At 70.2% G+C, this 24173-nt stretch carries 16 protein-coding genes and 1 pseudogene; all 17 read right to left on the minus strand.

Annotation, left to right across the window (positions count from 1 at the left end; translation table 11 throughout):
* Positions 1 to 997, minus strand: a 997-nt coding sequence (locus AC3WQR_RS29450; RefSeq protein WP_492745502.1) for an FHA domain-containing protein, incomplete at its 3' end; no start/stop codon positions are given.
* Between the two features lie 154 nt (positions 998 to 1151).
* A complete protein-coding gene (locus AC3WQR_RS29455; RefSeq protein WP_056584565.1) occupies positions 1152 to 1547 on the minus strand; it encodes a DUF4150 domain-containing protein in 396 nt (131 codons plus the stop codon).
* A 9-nt stretch (positions 1548 to 1556) separates the two neighbouring features.
* A complete protein-coding gene (locus AC3WQR_RS29460) occupies positions 1557 to 2246 on the minus strand; it encodes a DUF3540 domain-containing protein (protein WP_492687341.1) in 690 nt (229 codons plus the stop codon).
* A gap of 44 nt (positions 2247 to 2290) precedes the next feature.
* Positions 2291 to 3346, minus strand: coding sequence for a pentapeptide repeat-containing protein (locus AC3WQR_RS29465; protein ID WP_492745504.1), 1056 nt, complete (start codon positions 3344 to 3346; stop codon positions 2291 to 2293).
* Between the two features lie 13 nt (positions 3347 to 3359).
* Entirely contained in the window at positions 3360 to 5957 is a 2598-nt protein-coding gene (locus tag AC3WQR_RS29470) for a DUF2169 family type VI secretion system accessory protein (protein WP_492745506.1), read from the minus strand.
* 29 nt (positions 5958 to 5986) lie between these two features.
* Complete coding sequence (locus tag AC3WQR_RS29475) at positions 5987 to 8809, minus strand: type VI secretion system Vgr family protein (RefSeq protein WP_492745508.1); 2823 nt, start codon at positions 8807 to 8809, stop codon at positions 5987 to 5989.
* A 40-nt stretch (positions 8810 to 8849) separates the two neighbouring features.
* Positions 8850 to 11543, minus strand: coding sequence for a type VI secretion system ATPase TssH (gene tssH / locus AC3WQR_RS29480; RefSeq protein ID WP_492745510.1), 2694 nt, complete (start codon positions 11541 to 11543; stop codon positions 8850 to 8852).
* A 39-nt stretch (positions 11544 to 11582) separates the two neighbouring features.
* Positions 11583 to 12638 carry a type VI secretion system baseplate subunit TssG gene (tssG, locus tag AC3WQR_RS29485; protein ID WP_492745512.1) on the minus strand — a complete coding sequence of 352 codons (1056 nt, stop codon included), beginning with the start codon at positions 12636 to 12638 and terminating at the stop codon, positions 11583 to 11585.
* On the minus strand, positions 12635 to 14527 hold the full coding sequence (tssF, locus tag AC3WQR_RS29490) for a type VI secretion system baseplate subunit TssF (protein WP_492745514.1): 1893 nt from the start codon (positions 14525 to 14527) through the stop codon (positions 12635 to 12637). The genes tssG and tssF overlap by 4 nt, the downstream gene beginning before the upstream one ends.
* A gap of 6 nt (positions 14528 to 14533) precedes the next feature.
* On the minus strand, positions 14534 to 15049 hold the full coding sequence (gene tssE, locus AC3WQR_RS29495; RefSeq protein ID WP_062481207.1) for a type VI secretion system baseplate subunit TssE: 516 nt from the start codon (positions 15047 to 15049) through the stop codon (positions 14534 to 14536).
* The gene (locus AC3WQR_RS29500) at positions 15042 to 15869 is read right to left on the minus strand and encodes a type VI secretion system accessory protein TagJ (protein ID WP_056584547.1); all 828 of its coding nucleotides are present in this window, start codon (positions 15867 to 15869) and stop codon (positions 15042 to 15044) included. The genes tssE and AC3WQR_RS29500 overlap by 8 nt, the downstream gene beginning before the upstream one ends.
* 40 nt (positions 15870 to 15909) lie before the next feature.
* A complete protein-coding gene (locus tag AC3WQR_RS29505; protein WP_056584544.1) occupies positions 15910 to 16467 on the minus strand; it encodes a type VI secretion system tube protein Hcp in 558 nt (185 codons plus the stop codon).
* A gap of 54 nt (positions 16468 to 16521) precedes the next feature.
* Positions 16522 to 18540, minus strand: coding sequence for a caspase family protein (locus AC3WQR_RS29510; RefSeq protein ID WP_492745518.1), 2019 nt, complete (start codon positions 18538 to 18540; stop codon positions 16522 to 16524).
* Positions 18537 to 19664, minus strand: a complete 1128-nt coding sequence (locus tag AC3WQR_RS29515; protein WP_492745520.1) for a hypothetical protein — start codon at positions 19662 to 19664, stop codon at positions 18537 to 18539. Before AC3WQR_RS29515 ends, AC3WQR_RS29510 begins: the two co-directional genes overlap by 4 nt.
* A 27-nt stretch (positions 19665 to 19691) precedes the next feature.
* Positions 19692 to 20441: a hypothetical protein gene (locus AC3WQR_RS29520; RefSeq protein ID WP_062482983.1), complete on the minus strand. Its 750-nt coding sequence runs from the start codon at positions 20439 to 20441 to the stop codon at positions 19692 to 19694.
* Between the two features lie 30 nt (positions 20442 to 20471).
* A complete protein-coding gene (gene mltA, locus AC3WQR_RS29525; RefSeq protein WP_492745522.1) occupies positions 20472 to 22055 on the minus strand; it encodes a murein transglycosylase A in 1584 nt (527 codons plus the stop codon).
* 61 nt (positions 22056 to 22116) lie between these two features.
* Positions 22117 to 23951 (minus strand): annotated as a pseudogene (locus tag AC3WQR_RS29530) (protein kinase domain-containing protein).
* Positions 23952 to 24173 lie beyond the last annotated feature (222 nt).

Here is a 24173-nt window from a genome sequence, read left to right on the forward strand (position 1 = left end):
GGCCGGCGTTCTCCGGCCCGCTGATGCGGATCGGCTGGCCGGTCACGTCGTCGAACTTCGCGAGCGGGGCCACGGGCGCAGGCGCAGGCGCAGGAGGCGGTGGCGGTGGCGGTGGCGGCGTGATGGCCTTCGGCGGCTCGAAGCCGAACTGGTCGATCGGCAGATGATCGGAACGCGGCACCGGCGTGGCGGGTGCCGCGCGCTGCAGTGCGGCCAGCGGGTCGGCGTCCGACGCGGTGTTGGGCTGCAGCAGCGGATCGGCCAGCGGCGACAGCGCGAGCGGATCGCCGCCGATGCCACCGGCGCCCGGCGAACCGCCGAACAGGTCGTCGATGCTCGCGGCCTTGCCGTGCGCGGGCGGCGCGCCGAGATCGGAAAAATCGTCGAGCGCGCCGAGCCCGGCGGAGGGTGCGGCCGACGGCGTGGGGCCGAGCAGGTTCGCGAACGGGTCGACCTGGTCGGCCTGCGCATTGCGCGAGCCGCTGGCCATGGGATCGGGAAAGAGCAGCGACTCGGCGGGCGCGGCGGCGGCACGGGCCGCAGCAGGCGCCGGCGCGGGAGCGGCCGGCGATCCCAGCCCTGCGAGCAGGTCGGCGAACGGATCGTCGCTGCTGGCGGCAGGCGCGGCGACGGGCGCCGACATCACGGTGTTGGGGATGACCGGTGCGCGGGATGCCGCCGCAGCGGCCATCACGCGCACCGAGAGTTCGAAGCTCCCGATGACGAGCCGCGCGCCGTCGGTCAGCATCGCTTCCTTGCCCGCGCCCAGCGACACGCCATTGCATTGCATCGCGTTGCTGCCGCGATCGACGATGAAGTACTGCCCGTCGCGGCACAGCACCTGCGCGTGCACGCGCGAGACGGTGCGGTCGGGGTCGTCGAGCACCAGCGTGTTGGTGTCGGCACGCCCGATCGTGCCCCCGCTGGGACCGAAATCGGCGGCAATGGCCGGCCCTGCCGGGGCGCCTTGCCGTGTGATGACAGCGATATGGATCATGAGTCGGCCCCCGGGGCGGTTACGCCCGAACACGGCCCGCGCGTGCGCGGGCGAAGTCCAAAGGAGTATTCATTCCGGGGGGCGGGTTGGCAATCTCGCCGGAAGAGGTATGCCGTAGCAGCGCGGTGGTGCCAAGGTGCGCACGGCATGCACCTCAGGGCGCCAGCAGGAGCACCAGCGTCTGGCTCGGCACGGTGCGCACGCCGGGGCAGTTGGTGCTGTTCTGCAGCGAGGTGCTGGTCAGGCGCGTGGCGGGCATGCTGTTCAGCAGCACCGTGAAGGCGCCTGTCAGATGGCGGCTGGGCCCCATGACCGTGCCGGACGCCACCCCCAGCAACACGCCCGGGTTGTCGCCGTTGGTCATGGGAATGACCGTGCCGAGGTTGTGGGCCGGCGTGCACATGAACAGGATCGTCGGGCAGTTCGGAATGGCCATCGGCCCCATCGCGATGTTCGGATAGGGCACCGGGATCGGCGAGGGCGCGGCGGGCGTGATGCAGACATCGGGAAACCCCATGTCCGTTCCCATCATCTGGCAGTTGGCGAACATGGTGCTGCCTCAGCCGAAATGGATCTGCGCGCCGCGTGTCTTCACGAGCTTGGCGCCGTTGATCAGCGCATGCTCGCCGCGCAGGTGCAGCAGCTCGGTCGCATCGCATTCGATGTGGGCCGCATTCACGCGGTCCAGCCCCTTGGTCGTGCGCAGGTAGTGCTGGCTGAAGTGGTTGACGCGGTCCATCACCGTGCTCAGCAGGCTGCCCACGAGCTTGACCGTGCCGGCGATCATGCGCACCCGTTCGCCGATGAACTCGGTCGAATCGAGCGACACGGTGGCGGTGGCGGCGCGCACGCCCAGGCGCTGCGACGCCAGGTGCAGTTGATCGGCTTCGAGCGCGAGCTGCCCTCCGTCCACCACGAGGCGCGTGTCGCCGCTGCACCGGAGCACGCGTTCCTGCGTGCCGGCGCAGCGTTCCAGCACCGAGAGCACCCAGATGTCGCCGGGTGCCGTGCCGAAGCACAGCACGGTGTCACCGGCCGCCGGCACCAGCAGGCAGCCTGCGGCCGTTCGCACGGCCGTGACCTCGGCGCCCTGCCGGACGCACAGCGTGCCGTTGCATCCCGCCTCCAGCAGCGCGGTCCAGCAGCGCTCGGGCGATCCTGCCGGCGGCACGGGCTCGGCGTCGATCGGCCTGGCGCCGCGCGGGGCGGCGACGGGGCGGCGGACGGGGTGGTGGGCGATGGTTGTCATGGCAGGGCTTCCAATGGAAAGAAGGGGCATCGGCCGGCAGCGTCTCAGGCCGGCAGGGCGCGCCAGTCCTCGGCTTGCGCCAGCTCGGGATCGGTTTCGATCGCACGGGTGCGATCTTCGATCTGCGCCTCGTCGGTCAGGGCCCGGTGCAGGCAGGTGCGCGCGAGGGTCGCACCGCGCAGGTCGGCCTGGTGCAGGTGCGCGTGGCGCAGGTCGGCGTACGTGAGGTCCGCGCCGTTGAAGCGCGCCCGGTCCAGCACGGCGCCGGCGAAATGCGCCTGGTGCAGGCGCGCGCCGCTGAAGTTCGCCTGCGGCAGCTTGGCGCCGGTGAACAGTGCCTGCGTCAGCACGGCACTGGAGAAATCGACGCCGGCTCCTTGGGCTTCGCAGAACAGGGCCAGGGGCGCGTCGGTGCGGTCGAAGCGCGCCTCGTCGAGCGTGGCGCCCTGGAAGTTGCACTGGCGCAGCGGCGCCCCGCTGAACTGGGCACCGCGCAGGTCGGCGTTCGCGAACTGGCAGCTCTCGAGCGCGACGCCGTCGAACGACACGCCGGCCAGCTGCGTGGTGGAGAACGCCACGCGCAGCAGGTGGGCGCCGCGCCACGCCACATGGCGCAGATCGCAGCCGGCCACGGTCACGTGCGTCCAGCGCGTCGATTCGGCCCCCAGGTCGATCAGGCTGCTCTCGGTCAGCACGCAGGCGTCCAGCAGCGCACCGCGCAACATCGCGTGATCGAGGCGGGTCTTGGTGCAGGCGAGCATGCTCAGGTCGGCATCCGACAGGTTCGCATGCGGCGCCTGGCATTCGCTGAACACGGCCGCGTGCAGGCCGGCTCCGTGCAGGTCGACGTGGTCCATCAGGCACTGGTTGAACACGGCGCGCTGCAGCCGCGCCCCGCCCAGCAGCGCGCCGCGCAGGTCGCACTGGTTGAACACGACCTCGCGCAGGTCGGCCCCGCGCAGATCGGCCTTGGCGAAGTTCACCCGGTCGAACAGCCCCCCCGCCAGCTGTGCATTCGAGAAATGACCGCCCGACAGGTCGAGCCCGGCAATCGACTCGCCGAGCAGCACGGCCAGGGTCAGCGTGGTGGTGTTCATCATGGCGCCGTCCTCCTCATGCGCCTGCGGCCTGCTGCTCGGGCGTGAGCCGCGGCCATGTGCGCGCGCGCTGCAGCAGGGCCCCATCGAAGCGCACGTCGCCGTCGAGCCGGGCGCGCGACAGGTCGGCAGCGAACAGGTTGCTGTTGCGCAAGTCGCAGCCGCGCAGGTCGGCGTGCTGCAGGATCGCCTCGCTGAAGTTCACGCCCGCCAGCCTGGCGCCCCGCAGCACGGTCCGGCGCAGCAACGCGCCCTTGGCCGAAGCCAGCCGCCAGTCGCTGTCGGGCAGCCGGGCCTCGCACAGGTTGGCGCCGTCGAGCACGCTGCCGAGCAGCCGCGCGCGCGACATGTCCGCAGCGCCGAAGTTGGCACCCTGCATCCGCGCCCCGGAAAAATCCGCGTCGGCCAGGTCGCAGTGCTGGGCGAACACCATGCCCGTGCCGCGTGCACCGCCAAAGCGGGCGCCGGTCAGCTTGCAGGTGATCAGGTTGGCCTGGGCCAGGTGGGCTTCGCGGAAGTCGGCCTCCGTGAGGTCGCATTCGACGAACTGGCAGCCCACGAGATCGGCCTCGGCGAGCGAGAGACCCGGCAGCGACAGCCGGTAGAAAAGCTGCTCGGGCGCCTGCAGCCCGTGCGCATCGGTGCCGTCCCAGCGCGTGCCGATCAGCATGGCGCCCTTCATCTTGGCGCGTCGCAGCGAGAGCCCCCCCAGGTCGGCATGCGACAGCTGCGTCGCGCTGAAATCGGCCTCGTCGAACACCGCGCCTTGCCAGCGCGTGCAACCCAGGTTGGCGCCCTGAAGGATGGCCCGGATGCCGATCGCGCCGTCGAGGTTCGCATGCGCCAGCACCGCCGCCGTGAAGTTCGCGCCCGACACGTTGGCTTTTCCGAAGTCCACGCTCTCGAGCCACGCGCCGGCGAAGTTGACATCGCGCAGGTCCAACCCCGAGAAGTCGGCGCCGGTGAAGTCCATGCCGCCGAAGAACCGCAGTCCGCCGGCCAGTGCCTGCTTCATGCCGTCCTTCAGTGTCTGGGCCTGCGCCGCCTGCATCGCGGGTGCGGGCTGCTGCGCGTGCGCGCCCTGCAGATAGCCAAGCCGCTCCATCGCTTCCTGCTGCAGCAACTGGCCATGCACGGCCGCGAGGTCGAACGCACCGGTCGCGCCGGCGTTCGCGCCCTGGAGCTGCGCCAGCGCCACGTCTGCATTGAAGAGCGGCGGCCCCCGATGCTCGATGGGCTTCATGGCCGGGTTCGCCTTGCGTGCCGCCACCGCCTGCTCGAGGGCATCGAGCGCATCGTCGACGGCCGCCAGCTTCTGCGCTTCGGCCTCCTGCAGCTTCTGCTTCAGGTGGGCCACGCGCTGCGCCGGCGCTGGGGGCGCTTCGCGCGACGGCATGACGATGCCCATGGCATCTGGGTCGCGGCCGCTGGCGCGCACCTCTTCCCGCGCGAGGGCCACGTCGATCTCGGCGCGGCGGTACTGCGCCTGCGCCTGCAGGCCCTGGCTCGCGAAGGCCTCGGCGGCCCGCTCGGCCTCGGGGTCCACCGCGTCCAGCCCCTCGGGCAGCAGGTCGCTGTCGTCCAGGCATTCGACCCCGCCCCATCGCGGGTCGGCGCGTCGCGCCAGCGCATCGAGGTAGTGGGTGTCGGGCCGCGACGCATCGACGCGCTCGACGGCGCCGAGCAGCCCGTGCACGTCGGAGCCGTCGTCGGTGGCCACCTCGGCCAGCCCCTGGAACAGCAGCAGCGCCCGCTCGGCATGCGGAAAGAACCAGACCGTCGTCAGGCGCAGCGGCACTTCGCGCAGGCGCGGCTCGGCGGCGCCGACGGCTCGGTAGTCGGCGAACACACGCGCACGCAGGCCGGGCAGCCGGCCTTCGAGCCGCGGCTTCTGCGGATGCATGTGATCGAACTGGAAAGGCTCGTCGCCGCGCAACGGGGCGTCGAACCACTGGTCCTCGGGGGCGAGATTGAAATAGCGCCAGTCCAGGTCGGGCGCGAAGCCCGGCGCATGCGCCTTGAGGTAGTCCGCGTCGTAGGTGCCGCGAAAACGCGCGCGCTCCGGATGCATCGGCCCCCGCAGGCCGAAGCCGGCGGGCGCCACGGGCTGTGCCGGATCGCGCAGGGGCTGATCGGGCCGCTCGATGTTGGGCAGCCGATGGAACCCGCCTTCGGGCACCGCGCCGATGCCCTCGGGGTTGGCCGGCACCGCGGCGCCCCCGTAGGCATGCGTGGCGTCGATGGGCATCGCGTCGAACGGCAGCGGCGCACTGGCCTTCGTGCCCTCCCAGTGGCGATCGCCGAAGACGAGCAGGGTCTTGCTGCGGCTGCCCAGCCGCGCGCGCACCGCGCAGGCGCTCGGGCTTTCAGCGGGAGGAAAGGCTTGGCCGTGCACGAGGAACTCGGGCGTGAGCTTGGCCACGCCCTCGTCGACCAGCGGCACCGCCATCTCGCGTCCGATGAAGTTCCAGGCCGACTGCTCGCCCCACAGCGTGCCGCCCTCGGCCTGCTCGAACGGCACGTGCAGCATGGCCGTCACGCACAGGCCGAAGCGCTTGCGGTACTCGATCGGCCGGGTGCTCAGGCAGACAGCCTGGGGTTTGACGACTTGCATGATGATTCGCGCGCTGGCCTTCTTCCCGATCAGCCGTTGGGATGGGTGGGGTTGCCGGCGTCATCGCGGCCGAGCAGCTCGCCGGCGCCGCGTTCGCTGCCCACGGCGTCGACGCCGGGGATCATGCCCAGCAGTGCCAGCACCGCGCCGCCGGTGCCCACCGTCGCGACCGTGAGGGCGCCGTCGTTGAGATTGGTGCTCACCAGATTGCGCATGCGCTCCAGCCGTCCGCGCATGCCGGGGATGCGGTCGATGTCGCTGCTCGAGAGAATTTCGTTCATCAACTTCCTCGCGTCGGCGTACTGGGAACCCAGGGACGCCGCGCCGCTGATCATGGAAACGGCACCGTACGCAAGGCTCGCGACTGCCCCCACCGTCCCGGCGGTGGCCATGGCGCCCGTCGCGGCGGTGCCCGCCCCGGCCCCGGCGCCCGGCATGATCGAATGCAGCGGGGCCTGCCGCACCGAGGTGCCGTCCCGCTCGATCTTGAGGCCGGCCACCGATTCCATGCTGATGGCCAAGGTGTTGTCGACCTTCAACCCGAGGAAGTTCGACATCGCGATGCCCAGCGCGTTGTCCATGCTCAGCCCCATGAAGGTCGAGCGGGCGACGCCGAGATTGAAGTCGGTGTTGTTGCCGATGTAGCCGCTGGTGTTGGGGCCGAGCACCGTGGTGTTCGAGCCCACCGACACGGTGTTAATGTTGCCGATGGCCACCATGTTGAGCTCGGTGTTGCTCACCAGCGTGTACTTCTGGAACGCCGCGGCATACGGTGCGGCATTGGCATCGATCTTCATCGAGTTGCCGCCGGTCACCTTGAACTCCATGTGCCCGGCCTCGAAAAGCATGGTCGGGGCCTTGTACTTCACCCCGCCCTTCACCGTGACGGTCTGCGTGCCCGTGACCGTGCGCGTCTCGTTGCCGCCCGTGATGTCGGTGCGGTTGCCGTCGGACTGGATCTTGTGATGGCCCTTCACCAGCAACGCATGGTCGATGTCGACATTCGTGGTCTGGTAGCCCACCACATGGTTGTCCTGGTTCTTGCCGACCGTGAGCTTCTGGAACTTCTGGATGATCGTGGTGTCGTTGTTCTCCACCGTCGTCTTGCGGTCCCGCACGACCGTGGAGGTCTGGTCGCGCTTCACGGTCACGGTCTGGTCGCGGTCCACCGTGGTGGAGTCGTCCAGCTCCACGCTGCGGCTCATGTTCTTCTCGGCGTGGATGTTGATGTTCTCCTCGCCCTTCTTGTCCTCGAACATGATCTCGTTGTAGTTGTTCACGCCGCCGCCCGGCGTGGACCGGGTCCGGAAGCCGCTCTGCGTGGGCGACTTGTACGGAATGGGCTGGTCGTCGTTGTAGACCCGGCCCACGATCACCGGGCGGTCGGGGTCCCCGTTGAGGAAGTCGACGATCACCTCCTGGCCGATGCGCGGCGCGAAGTAGCCGCCCCAGCCCTTGCCGCCCCAGGGCTGCGACACGCGCACCCAGCAGGTCGACTTCTCGTTGCTCTCGTCGTAACGGTCCCAGTGAAAGTGCACCTTCACGCGGCCGTGGTCGTCCACGTGCAGCTCGTCGTCCTTGGGGCCGACCACGATCGCCGTCTGCGGGCCGGGCATGGTCACGCGCGGCGTGAGGCGCGGCGCGCGGAACGGCCGGTCGACCGGCATCACGGTGAGCAGGAAGAGGCTGCTGCCGGTCTGCGCGGCGGCCAGCGCGGGCGTGGCGGCGATCAGCTCTTCCAGCACCGGCAGAGTGTCGGCGTTCACGGCGTCGTCGCGCAGCACCTCGGCCAGCGCGCGCTGCACGGGCTGGGCCGGCGCGCTGGCGCTCACGCCCTCGTAGCCGCGGTGGCTGGCGATGAAGGTGCAGGCGGCGATCACGTAGTCGCCGTTGCGCGTTCCGTCGGGGTCGTCCTCGAACTTGAAGCTGCGCCCGGCCGCGACGTCGGGCCACGGCGTGAGCGCCCAGTGGCGGTCGCGGCGCGCGTTGAGTTCGTCGCCGCGCAGCTTGGCGCGCGTCTCGGCGTCGTCGCCGCTGAAGTAGCCGCCGGGAAACTCGAACATCTCGAACTCGGCGAGCTCGTGCTGGTCGGAGCTGTCGATGTCGGCGCCCAGCTTCTTCTTGATGGCCTTGAAGTCGCTGTCGCGCGACGAATGCTTGCCGGTGTCGAACTGCCGCGCGCTGACCCAGCGCGAGATCTCGTTGAAGCGCGGCTCGGCCGCGTGGACCGCCATGTGGCGCAGCGTGTCGGTCGCGGGCAGCTTGTCGTGCGCCAGGTCGCTGGCGTCCGACAGGTGCATGGTGCCGGGCGCGTCGTGCGCGTCGAACCAGTAGTAGATGCCCTCGTCCTCCAGCAGGCGCGACAGGAACTGGTAGTCGCTCTCCTGGTGCTGCACGCAGTAGCGGCGCGGGTTGTGCGTGCCGATGACGTTGGTGGCCTTGGTCTTCTTGAAGCGCTTGATCGGGCTGTCCTCGAACACCGCGTCGAGCACCTCGAGCACTTTCTTTTCCTGGTGGATGCGCGAGTTGGCGCGCTTGGTGAGCAGCCAGAACCACGAGCGCAGCGCGATGCGGTACTCGTAGTGCCGCCCGACGTGGCCCGCGCGCACGAAGCGCACCGCGTGGCCCTGGCAATGCCGCTCGTGCGCACCGCCGTCGGCGTCCTTGAACTCGATGACCACGTCGAAGGCGTGGCCCAGGATGTCCTTGGCGGCGAGGTCCTTGTTCCTGGACAGCACGGTGAGCTCGTAGGCCGCGGGGCGCGCCAGCGCCTCGTGCCCGACGATGCGCCAGAACATCAGGTCGTCCTTGGCGGGCGAATCGCTCTCGATGCGGAACTCGTGGTCGGCCATCTTGGGTCTCTCGGAAGTGGGGCGTCGCGCTGCGGGGAGCTCAGTCGAACGCGTAGGTGAAGTCGGCGTCCTTCACGTCGAGCGCCACGCGGCGGATCTCGCCGCCGGAGGCCAGGCGTTGCAGGTACTCGACCGAAATGGTGGGCAGCACGGTGTTGGTGAGGATCGCGTCGATCACGCGCCCGCCCGACTCCGGGTCCTGGCAGCGCGCGACCACCTGCTCGATCACCGCCTCGGTGTATTCGAAGGGCACGCCGTGGTTGGTCTCCACGCGCTTCTTGATGCGGCCCAGCTGCAGCCGCACGATCTTCTTCATCATCTCGGGCGACAGCGGGTAGTAGGGAATGGTGACGATGCGGCCCAGCAGCGCGGGCGGGAACACCTTCATGAGCGGCGCCTTCAGCGCATCGGCCAGCGCGTTCGAATCGGGCAGCAACTCAGGATCGCGGCACATGCTCATCACGAGCTCGCTGCCGGCGTTGGTGGTGAGCAGGATGATCGTGTTCTTGAAATCGATCATGCGGCCCTCGCCGTCTTCCATCCAGCCCTTGTCGAAGACCTGGAAGAAGATCTCGTGCACGTCGGGGTGGGCCTTTTCCACTTCGTCGAGCAGCACCACGCTGTAGGGCCGGCGGCGCACCGCCTCGGTCAGGATGCCGCCCTCGCCGTAGCCCACGTAGCCCGGAGGCGCACCCTTGAGCGTGGAGACGGTGTGCGCCTCCTGGAACTCGCTCATGTTGATGGTGATGATGTTCTGCTCGCCGCCGTACAGCGCCTCGGCCAACGCGAGCGCGGTCTCTGTCTTGCCCACGCCCGAGGTGCCGCAGAGCATGAAGACGCCGATGGGCTTTTGCGGGTTGTCCAGCCGTGCGCGCGAGGTCTGGATGCGGCGCGCGATCATCTCCAGGCCGTGCTTCTGGCCGATGACGCGCTGGTTCAGCGTGTCCGCGAGCTTGAGCACCGCCTCCACTTCGTTCTTGACCATGCGGCCGACGGGAATGCCGGTCCAGTCGGCGACCACCGAGGCCACGGCCTGTTCGTCGACCGACGGCAGGATGAGCGGCGACTCGCCCTGCACCGCATGGATCTTCGCCTGCAGTTCGTGCAGCTCGGCCAGCAGCGTGGCGCGGTCGGGGGCGGCCTCGGCGGCGGGCTCACCGGCCGCCGGTTCGTCGACCGGCTTGTTGCCCGCGCGCAGCTTGCTGCGCAGTTCGAGCAGGCGATCGACCAGCCCCTTCTCTTCCTGCCAGCGCGCATTCAGCGCTTCGAGCTGCACCTTCGATTCGGCCAGCAGCGTGGCCACCAGCGCGGCGCGCTTGGTCACGTCGATGCCGATGGCTTCTTCGCGGCCGATGATCTCCTGCTCGACCGTGAGTCCCTCGATGCGGCGCATGCAGTCTTCCACCTCGGGCGGCGTCGCATGCTGCGACACGGCCACGCGCGCGCAAGCGGTGTCCAGCAAGCTCACGGCCTTGTCAGGCAGCTGGCGCGCGGGAATGTAGCGGTGCGACAGCTTCACGGCCGCCTCGATCGCCTCGTCGAGCAGCTGCACGCGGTGGTGCTTCTCGAGCACGCTGGCCACGCCGCGCAGCATCAAGATCGCCTTGGTCTCGTCGGGCTCGGGCACCTGCACGACCTGGAAGCGCCGCGTGAGCGCCGGGTCTTTCTCGATGTACTTCTTGTACTCGGCCCAGGTGGTGGCGCCGATGGTGCGCAGGTTGCCGCGCGCCAGTGCAGGCTTCAGCAGGTTGGCCGCATCGCCGGTGCCGGCCGCGCCGCCCGCGCCCACCAGCGTGTGGATCTCGTCGATGAAAAGAATGATGGGCGTCGGCGAGCTCTGCACCTCGTCGATCACCTGGCGCAGGCGCTGCTCGAACTCGCCCTTCATGCTCGCGCCCGCTTGCAAGAGGCCGATGTCGAGCGTGAGCAGCTTCACGTCCTTCAACTGCGGCGGCACATCGCCGCGCGCCAGGCGCTGCGCGAAGCCTTCCACCACCGCGGTCTTGCCCACACCCGCCTCACCCGTCAGCAGCGGGTTGTTCTGGCGGCGGCGCATGAGGATGTCGACGATCTGGCGGATTTCCTCGTCCCGCCCGGTCACCGGATCCATCTCTCCCTTCTTGGCTTTCTCCGTGAGGTCGACAGCAAATTTCTTGAGGGCATCGCCCTTGCCCATGGCGGCCGGCGCCATGGCGCCCGAGTCTTCGCCGGGTGCGCCGCTGCCCATGCCGGTGCCGTCCTGGGCGCGCATCTGCGCTTCGGGCGAGGCGTCGCAAATCTTGGGGAAGTTGTCGGCCAGGTCTTCGACCTTGATCTTCTCGAACTGCTTCGACAGGCCGAACAGCGGGTTGCGCAGGCTCTGCGTCTTGAGCATGCCCACCAGGATGTAGCCGGTGCGCACCTGCGCCTCGCCGAACTGCAGGGTGGCGTAGGTCCAGGCGCGCTCGATGGCGTTCTCGATGTGCGGCGAGAAATCGCTGATGGCGGTGGCGCCGCGCGGCAGGCGGTCGAGCGCGGCCGTCATGTCCTTGGCGATCACCGACACATCGAGGCCGTAGTGCTGGATCACGCGGTGCAGGTCGGAATCCTGCGCCTGCAGCAGCTGGGCGAACCAGTGCTCCAGCTCCACGTACGGATTGCCGCGCATCTTGCAGAAGACGGTGGCGCCCTCGATGGCCTTGTAGGCCAGCGAGTTGAGTTTGCCGAAGAGGGCGGTGCGGCTGATTTCACTCATGGAGGACTCCGTATCTCTTCTGAACGAATGAAGATGGGTTTATTGAAAAGAGGCGGACTGCTTCGGCAGGCGCGCCCTCGTCGGCTGGCTGGCAATGCGCACGTCGGCCGCATCGCGCGTGCGCGGGCGTTCGCCGAGCCACGAGACCCAGCCCAGGCGCGGGCCGTTGCCCCGGGCCTGGCCCAGGCGCGTGGGCGGCACCTGTACTTTCTCGAGCACCAGCTGCGCATCCCATTCGAGGGTGTCGCCGAGCAGCTGCTGCATCCAGCGCTGCAGCACGGGCTGCGCGTTTCCGATGGGAAGGAACATGCGGTACTGGTCGACCGTGAGCGGCCCCAGGTGCAGGCGCACGCGGTGCTGGCGGTCCCACGCGCGCGTGCCGAGCATCGCGCCCATGCCCATCGCGCGCGAACTCTCGCCCTGCCCCAGCCGCGTGACCTCGTCCGTGGGCACGCGCATCCAGTGGCCGACCCAGCGCTCCAGCTTCACCGGCACGCCGAAGTAGCTGCACAGCACCGACTCCACGCTTTCCGCGTTGTGCACGCGGCGCGCGAGCCAGCCCGAGAAGTGCAGGCGCGCGTCGTCGTGGATCTCGTCGCGGTCGATGCGCCCCGGCGTGCCGATGCCGACCAGCGCGCCGACCTGCAGGCGAAAGCGGTCTTCGCCCGGCCGATCGAGTGCCACGGCGGGCCGCGACTGCGCCCACGCGCGGTAGAAGTGCAGCGAGAAGCGGTGCGAGAAGGTGTCGAGAAAGGCCAGCCAGGTCGGGTCGCCGTGGTTCAGGCTGCGCTCGCGGATGAAGTCGCTCAGGTGCACCGGCAACGGGCCGTTGGGGCCGATGTAGCCGAAGAAGTGCTGGCGCAGGCGCGGCGGCGAATGCGCGGTGGCGGGCTCGAAACGGCTGAAGCTGGCGGGCGCGAACGACAGCGAGGGCTCCTGCCCCACGCGCACCGGCTCGGCACTGGGCAGCAGGGCTCGGCCCCAGCGCGGCGTGGTCTTCGCGACGGACTCGATGCGCCGCATCACGGCGAAGTAGTCGAAGTCCCACGGCTGCGCCGACCACCCGCGCAGCGCCTGGTCCACCCGCGTGCTCACAGAATCTGGCGTGTCCCGCACAGCGGCCTCCAGCGCATGGCTTCGCCCTTGCCCGCGACGCGCAGCACGGTTTCGACGAAGTGGTTCACCTCGACATGGCGCGCGAGAAACTGCGCCAGCACGGCACCGAACAGGAAGGCGCTGTGGCCGTGGAAGGCGTCCTTGTCGACCTCGAGCGTCACCTCGAGCCCGCGTCCGAAGGCGATCGGGCCCGCGAGCGGCAGGCGCCGCGCCACGGGCTTGCTCTTGACCGACAGCAGCCCGCGCACCTGGCCCTGGCGCATCTCGTCGGCATGCACGGCGTAGAGCATGAGCGTCTCGCGCAGCGCGGCGGCGCCCTGCTCCGGCGTGCTGTCGGACAGCGACAGGTAATTGAGCGCCAGGTGATCGATGACGCGCCAGCCCAGCCCCTGGCTCACCACCGGCGACACCGGCCGCGACGGCCCGCGCACCATGCGCACGCGCTGCACGGGAAAGGAATCGACGCAGTCGAAGTCGTTGTCGCGGCCCAGCGGCATCAGAAGCGGCAGGTCGCGGTTGGTGCACAGCGCGGTCACGGCGAGCTGGCGCAGCGTGGCCGCATACGGCGCCTGCTGCGGGTCGACGATCTGCATGTAGACCTCGGAGCCGATGTGGCTGCTGCGGTGGCCTTCGGTGCGCTGGCGCACCGAGAGCATGCGCGGCTCGCGCGTGGTCGTGAAGTAGGCCGGGTGGCTGTTGCGGCTGCCGTGGAAGGCCGAGTAGAACGGCCGGAACGGCTGCTCGACCACCGCGGCGTCGGCCCCCGGCGCGCCGTGGCCGATGACCTCGGTGACGGTGTGCACCTCGAAGTCCTGCGGCCGCGTGCGGTCGGGCACCAGGTGGAACTGGCTCACGCCTTCGGTCACGGGCACGCGGTCGAGCCGCTTGGTGAACAGGTTGACGGCGGGCACGCAGTGCAGCTGCACGTTGTCGGCGCTCACCAGCTTCTCGAGCGCCGCATCGCCGCGCGAGAACAGCAGCACGATCTCCAGCTCGGTCACCGGCATCGTCGCGAGCAGCGCCTGCAGCCCGCCGATGCGCACGAACTGGAAGCGCTGCGGGAACGCGAAGTACTCCTGCAGCAGCCGAAAGCCCGAGAAGCCCGTGGCCGTGACCGGCAGCAGCGCCTCGTCGTCCCCGAAGCCGACCGCGCCGATGGCACTGCCCGGCAGGCTGCGCACCGCGCCCTGCAAGGCGCCGCCGGCCGTGAGCGGTCGCACCCACACGCCGATGGGCTGGCCCAGCGCGCATTCATGCAACTGCCACGCCACGTCTTCCGCGCCGCCGAAGTGCAGCACCAGGTCGTCGAGCGCGATCTGGCTGAAGTCCAGCCCCGCCGTGGCGCGCAATGCGATGCGCAGGCCGCCGCGGATGGCGCGCGACTGCGGGTGGGTGTTCAGCGGCAGGTCGGGCGCGTAGGTGAAGTACTGGGCGCGCTGCACCTCGATCGGCCAGATGCGCAGCGCGGCGGCGGTGCGGAACTCGCAGTGCGTGTTCTGCCCCACGGCCTGGCGCGCGCGCAGGCCGGCGCCGCGCGGCAACGTCGGGCCGGCCGCGAGGTTGGCGTCTTCCGGGTCGGGCACGAACGACACCACCGTCATCGCCGGCGTGGGCGCCAGGAAGTGCGGGTAGACGATGTCGAGCAGGTGGCCCGTGAAGCGCGGGTATTCGGCGTCGAGCTTCAGGCCCACGCGCGCCGAGAGAAAGGCCGTGGCCTCGATCAGCCGCTCCACGTACGGGTCGGCGACTTCCTGGCCCTCGATGCCCAGCCGGTGCGCGATCTTCGGGAACGCACGGGCGAACTCCGAGGCGCTTTCGCGGAAGTAGCGCAGCTCCTGCTCGTACAGGCTCAGCAGCCGAGGGTCCATGTGGACTTACCTTGGGTTTTGCGCCATGTCCACGATCTCTATGCGGCCCTCTTCCAGATCGACGCGGCTTCGCATGAGGAACTCGAGCGGTACGGGCTGCGCCCACAGCATGCCGCGGATCTGCAGGCCGATGCTGTTGTGGGACTCCAGGGCCGGGCCTTCCATGACGAGTTCGACTTCGAGTGTGCGGGACAAAATGCGCGGCTCGAACTGCAGGATTGCGTTCTTCAAAGCCTGTTCCATGCTGACACGCTGCACCGACGAGGTGAACTGGCCAGACAGCATAGGCAATCCGTAGTTGATGACGGAGCGCGCGGCATTCGGGTGCTGCTTGTCGTCCATCGAGAGGCCGTGCCCCGTGGCATTGAAGAGCCAGCCGAGGTCGCGCAGCACGGCCTGGCGCAGCGCCTGCTTGGTGAGCGTGCGCTTGTCGTCGCCCTCGCGCTTCTCGTCGGGCGCGTGGTCGACGAGGCGGTCGAGCAGCGAAGGCTGCAGCCGCTCCTGCGCGGTGAGCTCAGCCACCGCCGCTGCTTTCGCCGCCTTCAGCAGCAGGCGTGAAGAGGATCTCGCGCACGTCCATCAGCGCGTACTCGCCCGCGTCGCTGCCGAGCACGCGCTGGCCGTAGCCGGCCCAGACCTCGGGGCGCAGCTCGCGCCACTCGGTCTTGCGCGCCAGGCGCAGCTCGCCGTCGTCCTGCGCCTCGGTGCCTTCGTAGCGCGTGGGAATCAGCGCCAGCGTTTCGCCGCCGTTCTCGAACTGCAGGTGCGCGGGCATCCAGACGCAGTCGCGCAGGTCTTCGGGCGGCTCGATCTTGATGTGCGCCAGGCGCGCGTAGGGAATCCAGTAGTACTTGCCGTTGACGAAGGCCTCGAGCACCGGGCCCAGGCGCATGTCGGCGTCGGCCAGCCATTCGAAGGGGGCGCCGTCGATGGTGCCGGCAATGGCGGGCGCGCCGTCGAAGGCGCGCTGGCGCAGGTCTTCGGCCAGCCCGCTCTCGCCGCGGCCTTGCCGCAGCAGCGATTCGATGAGCAGTGCCAGCCATTCATCGGGCTGGCCGAAGATCATCGGCGTGCGCGTGCCGGCGAACACGTCGGCGCGCAGGCCTTCGCAGCGCACGGCCTCGCCGTACACCTGCTTCATGGGCACGGCGAGCGCGTCGAGCTCGGCCGCGACGGTGAGCTGGTTGAGCGCGCGCTCCCACTGCCCGAGCACGCACAAGAGCTGCGCCATGAAGACGCGGTGCTTCGGGTCGGAGGGCTTGGCGCGCACGTCGTCGCTCAGGGCCTTGAGGGCGGCCACCGGGTCGGCGGCCTTGAGGAAGTCTGCGGCGGTCGTCGTCATGGCGGTGTGCTCCTGGAGGCGTTCGGATTCAGGTTTCGGTTCACGTCCGGGTGAACTGGCATTCGCGCACCGCGCCGCGCGCGCCGCTGGTCTTCTGCGGGGCCGACTTGATCTTCACCGTGCGGTAGCTGATGGAGACCAGCTCCGAGGGCACGCCCCAGTGGCCGCCGGAGTTGAGCACCAGCCGGCAGATGCGCGCGTTCTCCAGCGAGATCTCGAAGGTCGCCTGCGCCTCGGGCGACTGCGGATCGCCGCCGGCCTTGTAGGCGCTGATGACGACCTTCAGGTCTTTTTCCTGCGCGCGCAGCAGGCTGGCGAGCGTGGCCGTGGCCGCGTCGCTGCGGCGCGCGACGACCAGGTTGTGGGGCACGACCTGGTTCTGCGCAGACGACTCGGGCACCTGCACCGACCAGTAGTAGCCGCCGATGTTCAGGCGCGCCTTGCCGTCGTCGAAGACGCGTTCGAGTTCGCCCTCGACGGGCGAGCCCTTGCTCTCGATCATCATGACCAGGTCGGTCTCGGCCGAGCCGGTGCCGATCAGTTCGTAGAACTGCCGTGCGTCTTCGGGGCTCCAGGAGCCGTCTTCGAGAAATGCCATGTCAACCTCCGGATTCGGACAAAGAAAACTGGACCGGGACCACGCGCACCTGCCTCATGGCCGCGCACCACCGTCTGCCGTGCCAGCGCTCCTGCGCAGCAAGGCCGCGAACACCTGGCGCTCGCCGCCGGCGGCCGGTGGCTGGCCGCCGCGCACGCGCACTTCCGATACGTCGGCCTGCGCCGCGGTGGCCACGCCGAACAGGCGCGGCGCGCTGTGGGGCGCGGCCGGTACCGCCATGACGAGCAGGCGCGCCTCGCCGGCCGCGTCGAGCCAGGGCAGGTCGAAACGCTTGACCGCCGGCTGCTCGGGCGTGCCGCGCTTGAAGCGGTTGGTTTCGCCTGCCCCGTCGGGGTACACGGCCTGCAGCGCGCCGCGCGCGTCGATGCCGGTGATGACGAGGTCGAGCGAACGGCCGCTGGTATTGCGCACGTTCAGGCGCACGCGCTCGCCGGTCCGCAACGCAGGCAGCACGCTCGCGGCCTCGGCGACGGGCACGCTGCGCAGCAGCCGGTCGGCGCTCCAGACTTCGAGCGCCGCATCGAAACCGTCGAGCTGGCCACCCCTGGCATGGGCCTGCAGCTGCGCCAGCCACTTGAGCTGCGCCATCGCCTGCAGGCGGCGGCGCAGCGCGGCCACGTCGGGCACCACGACGGTCGAGGCGGCGGTGCCGAACACGGGTGCGAGCGCTTCGAGGCGATGGCCCGCGGGGCCGAGGTCGGTCCAGCGCACGTCGGCGCTCGCGGGGTCGTCGGCCAAGCGGATCGCGGCCGGGTAGTCGAGGCTCAGGCCGGCGGGCAACGGCTTGTCGGCGCGCACGCGCAAGGCTGTCGCGGCCGGCTCGGCAATGGGCGTGACGCTCCAGAACGCGCTGCCCGGCAGGTCTTTCAGCGCCGCGGGCACGGCGAGCCAGGCGCCGCCGAGCTTGATCTGCGCGATGGCGGCCGGTGCACGGCGCACGGTGCCGTCGTCGAGCGTGGCGAGCACGCGCACCTCCTGCTGCGGCGCCAGGCCGTCGAGCAGGCCGGCCTTGACGGCCAGGCTGTCGCCGCTGCGCTGCGCGCCCCACACCGGGCGCGTGGACGCAGGCGCGCCGCTGTTGGCGAACAGTGGCGCATCGAGGTTGCCCTCGGCCACGGGCGACGGCAGCTCGCGCGTGGGAAAGCGCTGCGCGAGCTCGTCGATGACCGGCGGGTACAGCGCGAGCACGCCGTCGAACAGGTCGCGCCAGGTGGCGGGCTTGCGCGCCAGCGACTCGACCACGGCCCAGGTCAGGAGGCCCTGCGGCCGGGCGCTGCGCGCCTTGCGCGGCAGGCGCAGCTCGGGCGTGATCTGGTGGCTCTCGGATGCGAACAGCGCCACGTAGCGGGCGCGCGGCACGGCGTCGGTCGTCGCTGGCGGAGACAAGAACCGCGCCGTCGACGCACCGCCCGCAAGCTGCGTCGCGCGCAGGCCGCGCCAGCGCACCTCGTCGTCCGCCGGGCCCTCGGCGGTCGCGGGCGCATCGCCCGTGCCGCGCGTCATGGAGTTGGCGGAGCAGGTGTCGAACACCGAGGCGACGAACACGTTCTTCGCGAGGAAGGCCTGGATCCAGGCGTCGAAGTCGACGTCGCGCAGGTCGCCGCTGAGCGCGGCATCGGCGCCGAGCGTGCCGCGCACGTCGCGCGCGAGAAAGTTCTCGGACAGGCCGTCGGGCTCCTGGTAGCGCTTGGCCACGTCGCGCAGGCGCGTGCCATGGCCGGAGAAGTACAGCAGCACGAAGTCGCCGCTGGCCGACTGCGCGAGCAGCCGCGCCAGCGCGTCGTGGATGGCCTGCGATTCGGGCAGCGCGGCACCGGGCACGCCGTCGGCGAGCACGGCAATGTCGGGCGCGGTGAAGCCCTGCTTCAGCAAGGCGTCGCGCATGAGCATCACGTCGTTGCGCGGCGCCTGCAGCCACAGGGCCTGCGGTTGGTTGACGAGTTCGGAGACACCGACGAGCAGCGCGCGCTGCGCGGCCTGCGCGGCGACACCGCCCGCGCCCCACACCACCAGCGCGAGCAGGAACCGCAGGCTGCACGCGCGCCAGTTCATGGTGGCTCCGAGGCCGGTCCGGCCGACGCCACGAGCGGCGACGTCGCGAGCACCGACAAACCGCCGACGGGATCGGCCACGCGCAGGCGCCAGACGCCGTTCGGCCCCGGCCCGCCGACCACTTCGGCCGACATCGTGCGCAGCAGGCGATCGGCCTCGTCGATGCGCACGCCCTCGTTCCAGCGCACGACCAGGTTGGCCTGCGCCGCGACCGGTGCCACGGGCACCGAGCGGAAGCGCACGTCGTCGTCTTCGGCGGTGCCGCGCCCGCCGATGAGTCCCACGTTCTGGATCACCGCGAACAGCGCCACCGCCGCGAAGGCCGGGCGCGCCCAGCCTTCGGCGCCGAACCAGCGGCGGATGCTGCCCCACCAGCCGTCCTCGGGCCGCGGCAGCGGCCGGGCGGGCGATGGCGGCGGCGCGGCGGGGGTCTCCTCCTGCGGTTGCGCCAGCGCGCGGCCGAGTTGCAGGCCGGCATCGCGGTACAGCGCCTGGTAGTCGGTGCGCGGGTCCTGCGGGCCCAGCGGCGTGCCCGAGAGCACCGAGAACGCGCCGGCCACGCCGCGCAGCGCGATGCGACCGGGCTCGGGCGCGATGTCGGGCGCCGCGTGCGCGGCCCATTCGTCGTGCACCGCACGGATCGCGGCGAGCCGCGTGGCCGACACCTCGCCGAGCACGCGCGCGGCCAGCTGCGGGCTGGGTTCGAGCGTGAGCACGTTCCAGGCCTGGACCACGCCGAACATCGGCTCGAAGGGCTCGTCGTCGGGCTCCAGCAGCACGTCGAAGGGGCCGGCCCAGTCGGGCTCGCCCGCGGCCATCCAGCCCTGCCAGAGGTCGCCGTGGATGCAGCGGTCGAGCAGCACGCCGAGCAGGCGCCCGTCGTGCACCACGCTCACGAGGCGGCCCGGCGCCCAGCGCGCGGTGAAGGCGCGCCGGGCGACAGCCTCGCGGCGCCGGGCCAATTCGGTCAAAGGGAGCAACAGGTCCGACGCCCCGGACGCGCCCGCGCTGCGGCCATGCGGCATCGCGACGGGTGCAGCGTCCGGCGCGGCATCGCCGGGCGGCGCGCCGGTTTCGAACGCATGGCGGATCACGCTGAGCGGGGGCCAGAGGTCGGTGGTCATGGCGTCTGTTCCTGAATGGCTATGTCTTCAGACATAAGACGCTTCAGCCCCGAGGATTTTGAAAACCTGCAGGATCGCCGCCATGTTGTCGGCCTCGATGGCGATACCCAGGGTCTGGCCGATCCAGCTGCCGATGCGGGTCTGCGCATAGCCGGCGCCCAGCCCTTCGCGCTTGTGCACGAGGCCCAGCCGGCCGGCGCGGTAGTGGTACGAGGCGATCGCATGGCGCGAGGCCACGCCCGACAGCCCGCCCTCGGCCTCCTGCCCGAAACCTTCGCACAGCAAGATGCGCTCGGGCTCGGGCAGCCCGGCGATGAAAGCGCGCGCCGCCAGCTGCACGGCCTGCGCGCTGAGGCCGTGCTCGGCCAGGCAACCGTCGAGGTCTTCGCCCGGGCCGAGCTCGTCTTCGAGCTGGGCTTCGGTGATCTGGTCGCCGATGGAGACCTTGCGGCGAAACGAACTGGCGCGCGTGCAGTCGATGAGGTAGCGGCGGAAGTACGCGCACAGTGCGAAAGCGGTGGAAGGCGCGCTGTGGCCGGCGCGCTCTTCCGACTCGTCGGGGTCGGCATCGAGCCGCAGCACCTTCACGTAGATGAACTGCGCCACCAGCTCCTGCCGCCCCTCGCCCAGCACCTGCAGCTCGGGCGGATTGCAGGCCACGAGCGCATCGCCCACGATGCGGTACATGGTGCCCATGTCGTCCGAGGACAGCGTCTGCCGGCGCCGCCAGAGGCGGACGAGTTCAGAGCTCTCGGCGGACGAAAGGGTTTCCTGCATGAAGGGCCAAGGGGGTCGAGAAAGGTGAGGTCAGTCGTCGACGCAGACGCCTTCGGTCGGAACGAGGCACTGCGGAAGATTCGCGCCGACCGGGCCACCGCGCGTGCGGATCGCACCCGACACCGCCGCCTGCGCGACGGCCAGGCCGCGCGGCAGCAGGATCCACAGCTGCCCGCGCTCCTTCATGCGGCGCGCGTTGGTGGCGGCCTGCTGGCCGTTGCCGAAGAAGTAGTCGGCCCGCACCGCGCCGCGGATGGCGCCGCCGGTGTCCTGCGCGATGGTCAGGCGCTGCATGGGTGCACCGCTGCCGGGCGTGCGCGTCGACACGAACACCGGGTAGCCCAGCGGCGTGCTGCGCGGATCGACCGCGATCGAGCGGCCGGCCGACAGCGGCACGCCGAAGGCGCCCACCGGGCCGCCCGCGGGCGAGGTCGATTCCTTGAAGAACACGTAGCTCGGGTCCTTGATGCCGGAGCCGGTCACCGCGCCGGCCGTGCGCCGGCCCGGCACCACCACCGCGCCGCTGGCCGTGGGCCGTGCCAGCGTGAAGCCGCGCGTGCGGATCACGCTGTTGTCGATGGCGCCCGTGTCTTCGTCGTCGCCGTCGTCCAGCGTCAGCTCGAGCGAGCCGCCGCGCACCTTCACGGCGCTGCGCGGCTTGCCGTTGGCGGCCTGCGCGATGGTCGGGCGGAAGGGCTGGCCGTTCTGCTCGGCATACGCCACGCGCACGACTTCGCCGCTGGGCAGCTTGATGCGGCCCGAGCCCTGGATCTGCATCTCGTACAGCGCCGTGGCGCTGCTCACGAAGGCCAGCACCTTGGCGTTGGGCGCGCCCTTGGTCTCGATCTCTTCGCGCGTGTAGTACGGCAGCAGTCGCTTGCCGTCGATGCGCAGGCGCACCTTGCGGTCGAGCGTGTCGCGGGTGATGGCGGAAAGGTCGAGCGCGTACAGGCCCGGTGCGCCCATGTCGCGCGTGCTCAGGCCGCTTTGCACGATCACGTTGCGGCCCTCGACCTTCGCGGCCACCGTGCCGCTGCCGGCCGGGAGCTTGCGCGCATCGACGAACAGCATGTCCTCGGGCTGGCCGTAGACCGGGTAGATGAACGGCGCGACGTAGGTGCGGCTGCCCGCGATCTCGGGCTCGAAGTAGCCGGTGACCACGCCGTCGGGCTTGCGGTCGTCGTCGCGGATCTGGTAGGCCGAGAACTCGCTCTCGAAGAAGCCGCGAATGGCCTGCGTGCTCTTGCCGTCGACCTTCAGCGCGCGCTCGCACACCTCTTTCCACTCGGCGCCGCGGCCGTTGAGCACCTTGCAGCTGCCCAGGAAGGCCGGCCAGCTTTCCGAGAAGTCGTCGCGCGCCCAGCCCGGCACGGCGTCGAAGCCGACCGAGGTGTAGGTGGCGAGCTGGGTCGAGAAGGTGCGCGCCTGCCCCGCCACGCTGCCGCCGGTGGGACGGGCCGGTGCGGTCGCGGGGTCGGCCGTGGTGGGCGCGGTGGCGGCCGTGCCCGTGGCGGACGGCGGCGTGTTGGCGCAGGCGGCCAGCAGCACCAGCGCGACCACGGCGGCCGTTCGGCAGAGGGGAAGCGCGAAGTGCGGCGACGGTGACGTGTGCATGAAAGTCTCCTGGTCGTGGTCGTGGAATGGGGGCCGAAAGCGGCCGACGCTCTACAGACGATTACTTCTCGACGATTTTGAAATTCGCGACGCCATAGACGTCGTTGCACGGCGGGGCGCCCGGCGCGCACACCGGTTTGCCCAACAGCGGTGACGGCCCGGTGCCGCGCGTGGCTTCGAGTGCCGCGAGCACCGGCAGCGGGAACTGCGGGAACACGCCTTCGTTCTGCACGCCCGAGGCGCCGAAGTCGCGCTCGTGCTCGCTCACGAGCACCGCGAACTGGTTGGTGCCGGCCGGCCCGCCAGCGTCCATCGGCCAGGAGGCGCGCGGCAGCGCCAGCGCGGCGTTGGCGGTGATCTTGTTGTACTTGTCGAGCAGGTTCGGGAACAGCAGGAACATCTCGCCGCCGCTGGACAGCAGGAACACATAGACGAAACCGTCGCGCTTGCTGCGCACCTCGAAGGCCAGCTTGTCCTTGCCGATGGCGACCTCGGCCTTCTTCGGCGTGGCCGTGACTTCGAAGCCCGGGGCGGCGCCGGCGGCGAGCGATTGCAGTGATTCGGCGGGGGTGCGGGCGTGGCGGTTTGCGCCGTCTTGCCGGCATCGCCTTCGCTGCCCGAGCGGCCGAGGAACCACCATCCACCGCCCGCTGCGGCGACCAACACGGCGGCGGCGACGGCGCCGAGGACGGCCTTGTTGCTGCCACTGCCCTTGTTGTTGTTCGCAACAGGTGCCTTGGCGGCGACGGGCTTGGGCATGTGGGCCGTGCCGATCACGGTGGGTGCGTCGGCACCCGACTGACTGCTTCGAGCACCCGAGGGCGGCACGGTGCGCGGCGTGGGCGCGATGCTGTGGCCGACCTCCAGGCCCAATGCCGCGCGCAGCTCCGCCATCGACTGCGGCCGTGCCTCGGGCCGAACGCCCAGGCCCGCGTCGATCGCCGCGAGCAGCCGGTCGCTGTAGCGCTGGCGCAGGATGTCGTTGCCGGCCAGCGGCACGTAGCTGTCGGACAGCAGCCGCGCGACCGAGGGCGGCGGTGCCCGGCCGCACACGGCGACGTGCATCACGGCGGCGAGCGCGTAGACGTCGGTCCATGCGCCCTGTGACATGTCGGGCATCTCGGCGTACTGCTCGATGGGCGCGTAGCCGGGCTTGAGGATGACGGTGATCGCCTGGGTCTTGTCGGTGATCACGCGGCGCGCGGCGCCGAAGTCGAGCACCACGGGGCGGCCGGAGCCTTCGAGCAGGATGATGTTGTCGGGGGCGATGTCGCGGTGGTAGCAGTGGGCGTTGTGCATCACGGCGAGGGCTTGCGTGACGCCGTCCATGATGCGGGTGAGCCAGGCTTCGTCGACGCCTGCGGGGATGGCTACGAGTGCCTCTCGCAAGGTGTCGCCCTTGTAGAAGGGCATGACCATGTAGGTGGTGCCCTTTTCTTGCCAGAAGCGGTAGACCTTGAGGAGCGAGGGGTGGTCGAACTGGGCCAAGAGGCGGGCTTCGTTGATGAAGCTGCGCATGCCCAGGTCGAAGGTTTCTCTGTGTCTTTCTGACAAGGGGACTACGGTGCCGTCCTGCTGTCTTGTGGAGAGCGATGTCGGCAGGTATTCCTTGATGGCTACTACGCGCTCCAGCGTGTGGTCCCAGGCTTCGTAGACGACGCCGAAGCCGCCTTGGCCTACGACTCGGGTGACTTCGAATTCGGCGAGGCGGCTGCCTACGGGGAGGAGGCCTGCGTCGTGGGTGGCTGTGGCGGGACTTGTTACCGGGGTGCCTGAGGCTGTGGTGAAGCCGCCGGCTGTGATGACTGTGGCCCCGCCTGTGTCAGCTTCGGTTGTGGGCGTGCGTGAGACGACTCGGGTGCGGTCGTCTTCCGGGGGAAGGGCGTTGTCGGTCATTGACCTGCTCCTGCTAGGTGAACGCCGTTTTGGGTTTGCTTCCCGAGGCCGGGTCTCGCCCCGGCAGGCGACCTACTTTTCTTTGCTTCGCCAAAGAAACGTAGGCAAAAGAAAGGCGACCCTACTGTCTGCGTCCCTACGCTTCGCTTCGGGCAACCTGCGGTGCTCGCGTTTCGCGGATCAGGGCTCGCAGCTGTTTGAGCGAAGCGAGTTCTGCGAGAC

It is taken from the genome of Variovorax sp. FW305-3-2-15-B-LB1, assembly GCF_058787635.1.